This window comes from Neobacillus rhizosphaerae (assembly GCF_050477885.1).
GTDB classification, from domain to species: domain Bacteria; phylum Bacillota; class Bacilli; order Bacillales; family Cytobacillaceae; genus Neobacillus; species Neobacillus rhizosphaerae_A.
Genome location: NZ_JBCNAC010000129.1, coordinates 1 through 12,127 on the forward strand (window position 1 = coordinate 1; position 12,127 = coordinate 12,127).

The following is a 12,127-nucleotide window of genomic DNA, read 5'->3' on the forward strand; positions in this document are numbered from 1 at the left end:
ACAATTCTCGAAGTCGAATAATACCTTCTTATAATGTAAGAAAAGGCTTGGAGGATTCCAGGCCTTTTTTATTAGCTTCCAATATATTTTGCGTAAAGTAATTTTGCTCGTACGATATCATTTGTTCCATGTATGAGGACACGTCCATCTTTAAAAATCACAATTGAAATATCTTTCTCTGGTGAAAACCTAAGTAAAAAGTCGTTACCAGACACTTTACCACTTCCCCTAAGATGATCGGCTACTTTTTTCAATTCCAGTTCACGCTTATCCCTTGGATTAATTTGAACTGTATCTCGACCACAAAGCGTTGTGTAGGCCACCTGATGTTCTGAAGTTCGATCAAGAAAATCAAATTGCCCTTTAACACAACACTGGCAAACAGGGTTTCTTCCGTTGGATATATCCATTTGCATGGATGATAAATCCCAGATGTCGATTTGCTCCAGGTTAGGAGTGGTTTTCGCCCCTACTAATAGTTTCATTGTTTCCATCGCCTGAAAAGAACCAATGATATCCGTTAACGGAGACAACACCCCAACTGTATCACAGGTTTCACCTGTTGCGGTTGGAACATGTGGGAAAAGACAACGATAACAAGGTGTCTCCCCTGGTTTAATGACCGTAAACATTCCTCTAGAGCTTACAGCCCCCCCATGGACCCATGGAATTCCGTACTTAACTGATACATCATTAATTAAGAAACGTGTGTTAAAATTATCCGTTCCGTCCACAATGACATCAAATCCACCTAATAATTCTTCGGCATTATCAAGATTAATATCGGTAATGACCGCTTCCACTGTGACCGTTGAATTTATTTTATTTAGTCTATTTTTTGCTGCAGCTGCTTTTGGTAAATTTAGTTTAGCATCCTCTTCATCAAATAGAGTTTGTCTCTGCAAATTGGATAATTCAACGAGGTCTCTATCTATTAGCCTAATAAAGCCCACACCTGATCGAACTAGATGATTTGCAATAACCGTGCCAAGTGCCCCCACACCTACAATAGCTACTCGACTCTTTAACAGTTTAAATTGTCCCGCTTCACCAATTTCTTTAAAAAGAATTTGCCTGGAATACCGTTCTAAATTAATCATAATATTCCCCTTTTCTATATAACTAGCTTTTAATGAAACAATCAGTTTTTACTATTATCTTACCAAATTATTTTCTCTGTACCCTTAAAAAAATTTTAATTTTAAAAAAACTTAAAAGAAGTTATAATAATAATGGATACATTTCTAAATTTTGGAGAAATCTCTTATCTTACTATCTAATAAGATAAGAGATTAGTAAATAAATTTATTTAACATGAAAGAGGGGGAAAATCTTTGAATCTAGGTGGTTTCAAAAACAAAGAAGTGTTAGTTGACTTAACTAGTGGAACAGTTGATTACAGACAGATCAACGAAGAAGATGCAATTAAGTACATAGGCGGCCGTGGCCTAGGTGTTAAGTATGTACTTGATAATGGACCAGAAGTAGAACCGCTTTCCGAAGAGAACATCCTATGTTTTATGACAGGCCCTGTGACTGGTTCACGCTCTTCCATGAGTGGACGTCTTTGTGTTGTTACAAAATCTCCACTTACAGGAACAGTAACTGATTCACATATCGGCGGATGGACTGCTGCACGTTTGAAGTGGGCTGGAGTCGATAATCTTATCTTCTCAGGTAAAAGCGATAAACCAGTATACCTCTATATTGAAGATGGAAAAGCTGAGCTTCGCGATGCTTCTAATTTATGGGGAACAAGTACAAGAGAATTTATTAAAACCATGAAAGATCAGTATGGTGAAGATGACCTTAGTGTTATGACCATTGGTCAAGCGGGTGAAAACACTGTTCGCTTCGCTTCATTTATCAATGAACATGACCGTGCAGCAGGCCGTGGTGGTACAGCTGCTGTTGCAGGCTATAAAAAATTAAAGGCTATTGTCATTAAAGCCGCACAAAAAGGAAATATGCCACAGCCTAAATTAGACAGTGAATACAAAGAAGCGAACAAAAAAGCGGTAAAAGCGATCCTAGATGGCGGTTTAACTGCACCTAATAAGGGCGGACTCTCTGTTTACGGAACCAACGTATTAACTAATCTTATTAATGAGGTAGGAGCACTTCCAACCAAGAACTCTCAATTAACACATTGGGATGAAGCAGAAAAACACAGTGGTGAATATGTAAACACACATTTACGTGTTGCCAACAATACCTGCCATGCTTGCCCAGTTGGTTGTAAAATTGAGGTAGAAGTGAAAGATGGTAAGTATAAGACACGCGTAGAGAGTATTGAATTTGAATCTGCTTGGTCACTTGGCTCTAACTGTCTATTAAGTGATGCGAAAGCGATTTCATATATGATTGACCGATGTAACGAGTATGGTCTCGATACCATTGAGCTAGGCCATTGTTTCTCTGTTACTATGGAAGCTTTCGAGAAAGGAATCATTTCCGAAGAGTTAATATGGGGAGATGCTGATTCCATGATCGAATTAACGAAGAAAATTGCTTTCCGTGAAGGATTTGGCGGTATTCTTGCCGAAGGACCTGCACGTGCTACTGCATCTTGGGGAGTTCCTGAACTATCTATGTCTGTTAAGGGCCAATCTATCCCAGCCTATGACCCACGCGGCATTCAAGGGATTGGATTAGGATATGCAACTAGTAACCGTGGTGCCTGTCACTTACGCGGCTATACTGTAGCCAGTGAAATTGCCGGAATTCCAGAACCAACTGACCGCCTAAAACCAGAAGGTAAAGGTGAACTATTAAAGATATTCCAAGATATGCTTGCTTTCTCTGATTCTATGAACATCTGTAAGTTCTCATCATTCTCTGAAAATGCAGAGCATTATGCTGAGCAGTATAGTGCTATGACTGGTGTTTCTTTGACAGCTGAGGATGTTATGAAGGCTGGAGAAAGAATTTACAACCTCGAGCGCTATTATAATAACCTAGCAGGCTTTGATAAGCGGGAAGATGATTTCCTTCCAAAACGCTTTACAGAAGAACCAGCAACGGGTAATAGTGCCGGACATGTAAGCCGTATGGATATCATGCTTGAAGAATATTATCAAGTACGCGGATGGAAAGATGGCGTAGCAACAGAAGAAAAGCTTCGTGAATTAGGTATCATTGGACCTGAAGTAACTCAAACAATCTAACACTCACTTAAAAAGAGGAAGACTCCAACATTCGAGTCTTCCTCTTTTTTTAACCACCAATTCTAGTGGTTTTATAGCGATAATTTTTAATAAGCTCTTCAAGTTCATTTTCGTTATTTGCAATAAAACGAATGTGGACTGAATTAACTTTAAATACAGAGGTGAAGGCAATTTCTTCTTCGGCTAAAATTTGCCCACTCCAGCCCTCCCCTGTATAAATATAGGGGAAAGTGTTTGTTTCTAACTTTGACCCAAGTTCTTCAAAATACATGCCAAGGTGTTCCCGGTTAATTCCACGAAACTCTAAGTCTTTCATTTTCATATTAACCACCTGCAACGGGCGGAAAGAGGGCAAATTGATCCATTTCATCTACTTTCGTTTGAAGGTCATCAAGGTGGATGATATTTCTTCCATTCACATACACATGAACAAATGGAAGGAGTGTTTTCTCTGAAGTAAATAGTTCATCCTGTAACTCTGGGAACATTTCGACCATCTTATCCAAAACATCTATGACTCGATCACCATCAGGCAGCACCTCTACAGTTACCCCACCACATATTTGCCGGAGATTAGCAAAAACCTTAACTATCATCCAGTCTCTCTCCTCTCATTATTTAAAGGGGACAGTCCCCCACTGCGCTAAAGCGCTGGGGGACTGTCCCCATCTTTTACGGATGTAAGAAGGACATTGGCAGTTTAACGAAGCCTAAATATAAAACAAGAAGGAAGGCAACAACAAACTGAATCCAAAAAACTGATGTATTTCTGTTATTTTTTACACGTCCAAGAATCATTTCAAATAATCCGATTACCCAAAGTCCAGCGACCGCTTTCAAAATATACCAAACATCAATCTTATTAACCATGAAAAGAAGTCCTAAACCTGACGCAATGATAAGTAAATATAGGACTCGTAAAATCATTTGTACGATTTTTGCGCCTTTTTCTTTTCCACTTTTATGTAGGGAAAGTGCAACAAAAAATAAAATTAGAGCTAACACCCATGCTGTAATATGACCGTGAATCATTCAATGGCCTCCTTAATATTATTATTCGAGACTATCATACCATAGGCAATACAAAAATACGAAAAATAGTACAAACTTGGATGGATCATTCTGAATATCAAAAGTTTACACAACCCTGTTATTCTTCAATAGTGTTCGTTAATGTTCCGATACTCTCTACAAAAATTTCAATTTGATCCCCCGGCTTTAAAAATCTAGGAGGGTTAAATCCTTTCCCTACTCCTGCTGGAGTTCCAGTTGCGATAATATCGCCCGGTTCAAGTGTCATACCCGCTGATAGAACAGAGATTATATCTTCAATTGGAAATATAAACTTCTCGGTATTAGAGCTTTGTCTTACTTGACCATTTACTTTTGTTTCAATGTGTAGGTGGTTAGGGTTATCAATTAAGCTTTTATGGACGATCCACGGTCCCATTGGACAGGTGGTATCTAAACTCTTCCCCATGAAAAATTGCTTATGCTTAGCTTGAAGGTCTCTAGCAGTCACATCATTAATAATGGTATAACCAAAAACATAATCAAGCGCCTCTTCCTTTTTGATTCCTCTTCCCTTTTTCCCAATAATAACAGCTAGTTCCCCTTCATAATCAAGTTGTTTTGTTACAGCCTGATGATTTAATACAACGGCACCCGGCCCAGTAACAGTTGTAGGAGCCTTCGTAAATACCATAACATGTTCTGGGATATCGTCAGCACTTCCCAATTCAAGAGCATGTTCAACGTAATTCTTTCCTACACAAAAGATATTCTTGTTTGGCCTTGGAATGGGTGCGAGCAAGGTGACTTCCTCTAAAGATAGATACAAGGTTTCTGCCTGCCCACTAGTTTCCACCCAATCTAGCAAACTTTGAACTTGATCAATAAAAGTGTCACCTTGTGCAATACATTCTTGTATAGTATCAGGAAATATCTTATTACCCGTCCTTGCCTCCTCTGTTGGATTTAATAATAAGACCTTTTTCTTTTCAGAATCTACTAAACCAACACAGGTTTCATTTTTTTGTTGCACGGTTACAAATCTCATGGTCGATCACCTCAATATTAATTTACTACTACCATCATAATAGAATAAACAGAACAATCTAACAAATTAAAAGCACCCTTCGCATAGGGTGCCAATTTAACTATTTTTAAAGGTTTCGATAAATTGTATTACAGCTGGTCCTAGTAGAACAATGAATAAACTTGGAAAAATGAAAAGAACTAAAGGAAAAAGCATTTTAATTGGCGCTTTCATGGCTGTTTCTTCTGCTCGTTGCTTTCTTTGTTCCCTGACTTCATTGGCAATGACTCTTAATACTTGGACCATTCCTATTCCAAGCTTTTCCGCCTGCAAAACACTTCCAATGAATGATTTTATTTCATCAACATCCAGTCTCTCTTTGATTCCTGTCAATGCCTCTCTCCGCGTTTTCCCTAGACGAATTTCCTCTAAGCAGCGGTGTAATTCCATCGATAGAGGACCATCCTTTTTTGCAATTACTTTTGTTATTGCTGCATCAAACCCTAGTCCTGCTTCAAGACTAACCGTCAAAAGATCTAAAATATCTGGAAATTCGCTTAATGCCATATGGTTCCTAGCCTTCGTTTTTTGCTTTAAATAGAAATGAGGGGCAAAAAAACCAATAAGGATTCCAAATAGAACAAAGACGACAACGATCCCTTTCCCGGCATTTAATAAAGCACCGTATCCAAAGAAAATCATTGGGAGGACGATGATTGAAATCAATTGAATGATTCGGAAGTCAACTGCGGTCATTCCAAAGGGACTTCCAGCCATTTGTACCTTTTTATCAATTTTCGCTTCCTTTTCCCCAGGCATTCTCTTTTTAAAACTCTTTTTAAAATCTACGAACAACGGCATGATGAACCTTTTATAAAAAGACAGATGTTTTTCTTCATTTAACTCAGTTTTCTTCTCTTGTTCTTTATTTAGTAAGAAGAAATTTAGTCGTTCTTGGACCGAGACCTTTTTTTCGGTTCTTAGATTAAAAATACCATAGATACCTAAGGTGACAGTTAAAAATATCGAAAGGTAAAGCATCTCCTACACCTCGATGGTAGTGATTTTTTTAATTAATATAAACCCTATAACACCTGAAAATACCCCGGCTGCAACCATGCCTAATCCAATGGGATTGCGAAAAAGTCCTCCGATATAATCCGGTTCGATTAAGTAAAGGAGGAAGCCAAGGATTACTGGAAGAAATGCTATTACATAACCAGACAACCGCCCTTGAGCTGTAAGAGTCGTAATCTGTCGCTGAATTTTTGTTCGATCACGAATCGTTTCAATGATCTTATCGAGCACGGTAGCAAGATTACCGCCAACCTGCCGTTGAATTAATATTGCCTGAATCATTAAATCCAAATCCTCACTCGGCATTCGTTCGTGTAGGTCTATAAGGGCATCTTCAATTCCTTTACCAAATTGCATTTCCTTAATTACATAATCGATTTCTTCTTTTATCGGGGAGGCGGCTTCCTCTGCGACCGACTTCAATGCCTGCGGAAAGCTAAACCCTGCTCTCAAACTTCCAACAATGGTAGTAATCATATCTGCAAGCCCTTCATTGAACTTTGTAATCCGTTCCCTTTGCTTCTTGCGAAGGTACCATTTTGGCAGCAGGAACCCTATCACACTACCAACAGGAAAAAATATCCAATTAGCCATTATTAAATAGAATAGCCCACCAATAAAAGCGGTTAAAATCCATTGAAAGAGGATATATTCTTCTGGTTTCAACGGCAAACCTGCTTGCGCTATTTTTAATTCAAGCCGATTGTTTTTTTCCTTCGTTAGAACCTTCTTTTGAATTCTTTCTTTTATTACTTGGATAATAGAGATAGGTTTGCCTGCCACTTTCTCCTGACTTACCTTTTCTTCCTCAATGGATAGGTAATGCTTCATTCGACTTTGCAGTTTATTTTCTGGGCGAATGAAGATCCTGAAAACATACCAAAAGAATAAAGTGGATGTTAATAAAAAGAAGATTATGAGCAGGGATATCATTTTCGCCACTCCTCATGATGATCGATAAACACTGAAGCTGGAATATGAATACCAGAAGCCTCCAGCTTCTCATAAAATTTCGGTCTTACACCCGTTGGAACAAGCCTTCCAATGATTTTTCCTTCAGGGTTCAAGCCTTCTTGTTGAAAGGTAAAAATATCTTGAAGAACAATAATATCGCCTTCCATACCTTGTACTTCAGTAATATTAGTAATTTTTCTAGAACCATCTTTTAATCGGGATTGTTGGATAATTACATCAATGGCACCTGCAATCTGTTCCCTAATCGCTTTGACAGGGAGGTCTACTCCTGCTAATAACACCATTGTTTCAAGCCGCGCAATCATATCCCTTGGGCTATTTGAGTGTCCTGTAGCTAGCGACCCATCATGTCCCGTATTCATGGCTTGGAGCATATCTAGGGCCTCTCCACCACGAACCTCACCAATAATGACTCTGTCAGGCCTCATCCTTAATGAGTTCCTAACTAGGTCACGAATGGAGATTGAGCCTTTTCCTTCAATATTAGGCGGACGGGATTCTAAAGATACCACATGCTCTTGACCTAGTTGAATTTCGGCTGCATCCTCAATTGTGACGATTCTTTCATCCTCTGGAATAAAATTGGACAAAACATTGAGTGTCGTTGTTTTACCTGAACCTGTTCCACCACTTACAAACATATTTAGCCTTGCTTTTACGCATGCATCAAGGAAAATCGCCATTTCCTCAGTAACTGTTCCGAAGTTGATTAAGTCTTCAATCTGGTAAGGATCCTTTGAGAACTTACGAATCGTAATCGTTGGTCCATTTAATGCTAAAGGGGGAATGATGGCATTCACGCGAGAGCCATCTGGAAGCCTGGCATCCACCATTGGTGAGCTTTCATCAATTCTTCGACCGAGTGGAGCAACAATTTTTTCGATTACACTCATCACATGTTCATTATCACGAAATTGTACCGGTGTTAGAACTAGCTTCCCTTTCCGCTCACAATACACTTGATTAGGTCCATTTACCATTACCTCGGAAACGTCCTCATCCAAAAGAAGTGGATTTATCGGACCAAATCCTGTTAAATCATTGATAAGTTCACTAACCACTTTTTTTCTATCAATCTGACCACGAAAATCCTCGTCATCTTTAATAATTTCTACAGCCATACCATCTAGTTGTGGAATGATTTCTTCAATTTCCTGTTCTTTTAACTCATGTAATATCTTTTTATGGAGAACATTCTTTAGCTCTTGGTTTTTGTCAAGCTGCCGAACCTTTACCGTCTCTTTTTTACTTTCTTTCTTCGTCTCTTTGGATTTTTGCTCCTTAAAGACTTGTCTAACCTCCAACATTGGTGAAGGCGTCGGACTTTCAAGCGTAATATCTATTAATTTTGGTTCTCTAACGAATTGATTGTTCTTTTCTTGGATTCGATTTAATAGCCCCATTCAATCAACCCCCTTACGATCGTTTCTTGGAAAACCATTTGGATATTGGATGATTTTTTTTCGTTTTCTGAGTAATTACGCTATTCGAGCTTGATAATGACTCAGCCATTTTAAATACGCCTTTAGCGACATCAGATTTCGCATGTTTAATGACAAATGGAACACCAAGATTAATGGATTGCGAACAAATCTGAAAGTCATTAGGAATATAAATTGGGTTTTCTGCAGCCAATATTTTTGCTGCATCTTCTGCATTTATGACACTTTCCATATTTGCTCTATTAATGATGATTCGAACCCTATCTTTAAGACCAAGGATGTCAAGTGTTTCCAAAAAGAGCTTTGTATTTTTTAAAGAGGCCATCTCTAAGTTTGTGACCACTAGGATTTGATCCGCTCTCTCAATAAACCGAATCGATGGTTCGTTTAAGCCCACCGGCGTGTCAACCACAACATAGTCATGACTAGCCAATAGTAGGTCTATAATTTTATTGGCAGCTTCATTCGTAACTAGATCTGCAAATTCCGGTCTTTCCGGTGCAGTTAGTACGTCCACACCACTTTCATGAACAGCCAAATAATTATTGAGACTGTGCTCATCAATAGAACCCATACCTTCTAATACTTCCTTAATGGTGAGAGAGAATTTTAAATCCATTGCTAGATTTACATCACCAAATTGGAAATCCCCATCCAATATAGCAACCGAAACATTTTTCTTCCTTAGTGCTACCGCTAAATTTACAGTTAGTGTGGTACGACCAATCCCGCCTTTTGCACTGCAAACAGCAATCATTTTACCACGTTGGGAATCCATATTTTGTTCTGCAGTTTGCATATTATCCTGGCTTGTCATGAATCGTCACCTTCCATTACTTATTGATTTGACTTTGTATTGGTTCCTTCATCCATTACAGGGCGCTTATTTAGTATCAAATGAATCTTTCCTTCTTCCGAAGCTTTCACAAGCTTAAGTGCATCTTCTGGTTTAAGTTCTAACGTTACGGAGCTGTATTCCGTATAAGGCTCCTTCTTCTGTTCAGGCGTCTGCATTTTTCTTCCTACAGCTAAAACCCTTGCTTTTTCCAGCAATAATTCTGATTGTGAAATAGGGTTACCTGCAGCATCTTTAGCTACTTTGGTAAAAATAACATCTACTTCATCCTCAGGTTCAATTAAATTCGATACCGATTGGTTAATGTTTACCCCTACGGTTACAGCACGATACCCTTCCATGACTTTCCTCGATACGTAAACCCCTTCGTCTTTCTCCGATCCAAGCCGATGCGATAGTATGGGCTCCCCTTTTTCAATCATCGCTATTGCAAGTTTTCCTTCTGCTTCAGAAATAGATTTTATTGTCTGTGGTAAGACATCCTTTGCCGGTTTTTTTACTACTTCTAATTTATCTGAATTTATTTTTTCATTTTTATCTATTTTTTCTTTTGCTACTACCACGTCGGTCATCTCGACAGTAGAAACCTTTTGTGTATTCATCTGCTTCGTATATTGAAAAAACAAAAATGTTGTGAGCATTCCCATCACAAGTGATAGCAGTAATACCATTTTCGACTTCAAATCGCTTCACCTACTCCGTTAATCGTATGCTGTATGCTCCTCTGTCCTGCGCACCCACATCAAACGTCCCTGGTCCAGCCCTTTTTATAAAAACTCCTTTTATAGAGGTATCTGTCGAACTCATTGGGTCAGTAATATAAAAATAGGCAAAACCCGTTATTTTCACACTTTTCAATTGGTTACTATCAAAACTGTAGGGTTTATACACTGGGACGAGCAATATCCTTGAACAATCTCTCATGCTGTAGTCCCCAGGTGGCTGTGAACAACCGTTTACTCTTTCCTGAATTCCATCTCTTGTGCTTCCCGCAATATTACCTGTTTGCGTATCTACGATATCTCCGAGTTTAAGTTCATCTTGATATCCGTACCGTAAATTTTCTTCATAGGTTTTTGCACCGGGACGATTAAGGGCTAAAATCCCAAAATTCCCCGATTGAACTCCAGATGAATCAACCTTTAATTGATAAGGTTTAAAATATTCCAAGGGAACACTTTCATCGATTCCTAATGGAGCGGCCCCTACTGCATTTCCAATTGCATTTATTCCTGCGGAAGCGTGTGCAGTAACGTCTACTTTTTCAAAACCAAATAACTTCATAAAAGTTAGATCAACTGGTTTTGTTAAACTTATTGCAACCTTATTCTCCATGTTAATTTCAAGATTTGTTAACGTGCTAGCTGCTTGATGAGAATCTAAGATGTATTGAACCGTACTAGTAACCTTTTGTTCTGTATTTGGCAACTCCTGCGCCCCTGAGAGAACGGCTGCATTTGCAACCTTTTGAAGCTTTGATTTTTCCATATAAATTAAGCTTCCATCGATCGCCAGGCCTGCCATACAAAGAATTGTCATTAGTGAGATTGCACCTAGGATTAGGACATTCCCTTTTTCATCCTTTAGTAATCTTTTTAAAAATTCTCGCATATTATTGCCCTCACTCTACGCGAATCGTTGAACTGGTTTCGATAGCAAAATCTGAGGGGAAGAACTTAGAAATCATAGGAGTTAAAAATGTCATTGGATACTTCAGCTTAACTGTTACATAGTCTCCCGAACGTCTGACTGTATCCGCTGGAGTAATCGTCACCTGTAATTTTGTCTGATCCCCTAAATGGACATATTGGTGGGCGAAAGTTGAAATGTCTGCATCCTTCTTTCCAAGGCCACCTAGCCTAACCGTTTCCTGCGCAGCCATTTGCAAATGCGCATAAGAATATATCACACGACCAAAATCCAGAATTCCTACTAAAATCAATAGAAATATAGGAATAATTAGCGCCGTTTCAACCAACGATTGGCCACGCTCATCCTTTTTCATAAGGATAAAACTCCTGGGAAATACACTTGATAAATGGCACCTGCGGCAATAGCTACGCCATAAGGAAGAGTAGTTTTAACCGGATCATTTTCTTCGAGTAGGGAAAGTCTCATCCCATGGCGAAGACCATGTATCAGGTATATTACTCTCTTTAACAAACCCTTACGATATAAAAGAAATAAGATAGCCATAATTCCTCCTGCCAATGCCATGTAAATTGAGGCCATTAATACAAAACTTAGTCCCTTTATTCCTCCAATCACAGCAAGGAGTTTTACATCTCCCGCACCCATTCCTCCAAGGAGATAAGGGATTAAAAGTATTCCTAAACCAACGGCCGTACCAAGGAATGCCTCTGTCAACCCGTTCCAGCCTCCGGTAATGGCGTGAAAAATCCATGCAATGATTAAAAAGGGAAATAAGACCTTATTATAAATTTTTCGTTCCTTTAAGTCGGTAATCACACATATGATTAGGAGGATAATTAGTAGTAAGTTACTCCACACCTAAATAATCTCCTTTCCTTATAGAAAAATTATTGCTCAGTAAAAACCATTAAAGAAAAAA

The 12,127-nt window shown here is 38.8% G+C and carries 14 protein-coding genes; 1 reads left to right on the forward strand and 13 read right to left on the reverse strand.

What is annotated here, in order from left to right; genetic code table 11:
• Positions 1–71: 71 nt before the first annotated feature.
• Positions 72–1,100 carry a ThiF family adenylyltransferase gene (locus ABES03_RS18115; RefSeq protein WP_430119211.1) on the reverse strand — a complete coding sequence of 343 codons (1,029 nt, stop codon included), beginning with the start codon at positions 1,098–1,100 and terminating at the stop codon, positions 72–74.
• Positions 1,101–1,334: 234 nt separating this feature from the next.
• Here ABES03_RS18115 and ABES03_RS18120 point away from each other — a divergent pair, with 234 nt between their 5' ends.
• Positions 1,335–3,167 carry an aldehyde ferredoxin oxidoreductase family protein gene (locus ABES03_RS18120; protein ID WP_430119213.1) on the forward strand — a complete coding sequence of 611 codons (1,833 nt, stop codon included), beginning with the start codon at positions 1,335–1,337 and terminating at the stop codon, positions 3,165–3,167.
• Between the two features lie 49 nt (positions 3,168–3,216).
• On the opposite strand, the gene ABES03_RS18125 is transcribed toward ABES03_RS18120, so the two are convergent.
• The 12 genes from ABES03_RS18125 to ABES03_RS18180 form a co-directional block, all read right to left on the reverse strand.
• Positions 3,217–3,489 (reverse strand): hypothetical protein, encoded by a 273-nt coding sequence (locus tag ABES03_RS18125; RefSeq protein WP_430119215.1) that lies wholly within the window; start codon positions 3,487–3,489, stop codon positions 3,217–3,219.
• A gap of 1 nt (position 3,490) precedes the next feature.
• Positions 3,491–3,763, reverse strand: a complete 273-nt coding sequence (locus ABES03_RS18130) for a ubiquitin-like small modifier protein 1 (RefSeq protein WP_430119216.1) — start codon at positions 3,761–3,763, stop codon at positions 3,491–3,493.
• Between the two features lie 76 nt (positions 3,764–3,839).
• Positions 3,840–4,199, reverse strand: coding sequence for a YisL family protein (locus ABES03_RS18135; protein WP_430119218.1), 360 nt, complete (start codon positions 4,197–4,199; stop codon positions 3,840–3,842).
• A 118-nt stretch (positions 4,200–4,317) separates the two neighbouring features.
• The gene (locus ABES03_RS18140) at positions 4,318–5,226 is read right to left on the reverse strand and encodes a fumarylacetoacetate hydrolase family protein (RefSeq protein WP_430119220.1); all 909 of its coding nucleotides are present in this window, start codon (positions 5,224–5,226) and stop codon (positions 4,318–4,320) included.
• Between the two features lie 96 nt (positions 5,227–5,322).
• The gene (locus tag ABES03_RS18145) at positions 5,323–6,246 is read right to left on the reverse strand and encodes a type II secretion system F family protein (RefSeq protein ID WP_430119222.1); all 924 of its coding nucleotides are present in this window, start codon (positions 6,244–6,246) and stop codon (positions 5,323–5,325) included.
• A gap of 3 nt (positions 6,247–6,249) precedes the next feature.
• Positions 6,250–7,215: a type II secretion system F family protein gene (locus ABES03_RS18150; protein WP_430119224.1), complete on the reverse strand. Its 966-nt coding sequence runs from the start codon at positions 7,213–7,215 to the stop codon at positions 6,250–6,252.
• Positions 7,212–8,660 carry a CpaF family protein gene (locus tag ABES03_RS18155; RefSeq protein WP_430119226.1) on the reverse strand — a complete coding sequence of 483 codons (1,449 nt, stop codon included), beginning with the start codon at positions 8,658–8,660 and terminating at the stop codon, positions 7,212–7,214. The genes ABES03_RS18150 and ABES03_RS18155 overlap by 4 nt, the downstream gene beginning before the upstream one ends.
• Before the next feature lie 13 nt (positions 8,661–8,673).
• A complete protein-coding gene (locus ABES03_RS18160; RefSeq protein ID WP_430119228.1) occupies positions 8,674–9,516 on the reverse strand; it encodes an AAA family ATPase in 843 nt (280 codons plus the stop codon).
• Positions 9,517–9,536: 20 nt separating this feature from the next.
• Positions 9,537–10,238 carry a Flp pilus assembly protein CpaB gene (gene cpaB, locus ABES03_RS18165; RefSeq protein ID WP_430119230.1) on the reverse strand — a complete coding sequence of 234 codons (702 nt, stop codon included), beginning with the start codon at positions 10,236–10,238 and terminating at the stop codon, positions 9,537–9,539.
• Between the two features lie 10 nt (positions 10,239–10,248).
• The gene (locus tag ABES03_RS18170; RefSeq protein WP_430119232.1) at positions 10,249–11,166 is read right to left on the reverse strand and encodes a pilus assembly protein TadG-related protein; all 918 of its coding nucleotides are present in this window, start codon (positions 11,164–11,166) and stop codon (positions 10,249–10,251) included.
• Positions 11,167–11,176: 10 nt separating this feature from the next.
• Positions 11,177–11,560 (reverse strand): TadE/TadG family type IV pilus assembly protein, encoded by a 384-nt coding sequence (locus ABES03_RS18175; protein ID WP_430119234.1) that lies wholly within the window; start codon positions 11,558–11,560, stop codon positions 11,177–11,179.
• Complete coding sequence (locus ABES03_RS18180) at positions 11,557–12,066, reverse strand: A24 family peptidase (RefSeq protein WP_430119236.1); 510 nt, start codon at positions 12,064–12,066, stop codon at positions 11,557–11,559. The genes ABES03_RS18175 and ABES03_RS18180 overlap by 4 nt, the downstream gene beginning before the upstream one ends.
• Positions 12,067–12,127: the final 61 nt, after the last annotated feature.

What these genes read in the sequence shown, in the direction of transcription:
- ABES03_RS18115 (WP_430119211.1), bottom strand. Translation starts at nt 1,100, where the DNA reads ATGATTAATTTAGAACGGTATTCCAGGCAAATTCTTTTTAAAGAAATT.
- ABES03_RS18125 (WP_430119215.1), bottom strand. Translation starts at nt 3,489, where the DNA reads ATGAAAATGAAAGACTTAGAGTTTCGTGGAATTAACCGGGAACACCTT.
- ABES03_RS18130 (WP_430119216.1), bottom strand. Translation starts at nt 3,763, where the DNA reads ATGATAGTTAAGGTTTTTGCTAATCTCCGGCAAATATGTGGTGGGGTA.
- ABES03_RS18135 (WP_430119218.1), bottom strand. Translation starts at nt 4,199, where the DNA reads ATGATTCACGGTCATATTACAGCATGGGTGTTAGCTCTAATTTTATTT.
- ABES03_RS18140 (WP_430119220.1), bottom strand. Translation starts at nt 5,226, where the DNA reads ATGAGATTTGTAACCGTGCAACAAAAAAATGAAACCTGTGTTGGTTTA.
- ABES03_RS18145 (WP_430119222.1), bottom strand. Translation starts at nt 6,246, where the DNA reads ATGCTTTACCTTTCGATATTTTTAACTGTCACCTTAGGTATCTATGGT.
- ABES03_RS18150 (WP_430119224.1), bottom strand. Translation starts at nt 7,215, where the DNA reads ATGATATCCCTGCTCATAATCTTCTTTTTATTAACATCCACTTTATTC.
- ABES03_RS18155 (WP_430119226.1), bottom strand. Translation starts at nt 8,660, where the DNA reads ATGGGGCTATTAAATCGAATCCAAGAAAAGAACAATCAATTCGTTAGA.
- ABES03_RS18160 (WP_430119228.1), bottom strand. Translation starts at nt 9,516, where the DNA reads ATGACAAGCCAGGATAATATGCAAACTGCAGAACAAAATATGGATTCC.
- ABES03_RS18170 (WP_430119232.1), bottom strand. Translation starts at nt 11,166, where the DNA reads ATGCGAGAATTTTTAAAAAGATTACTAAAGGATGAAAAAGGGAATGTC.
- ABES03_RS18175 (WP_430119234.1), bottom strand. Translation starts at nt 11,560, where the DNA reads ATGAAAAAGGATGAGCGTGGCCAATCGTTGGTTGAAACGGCGCTAATT.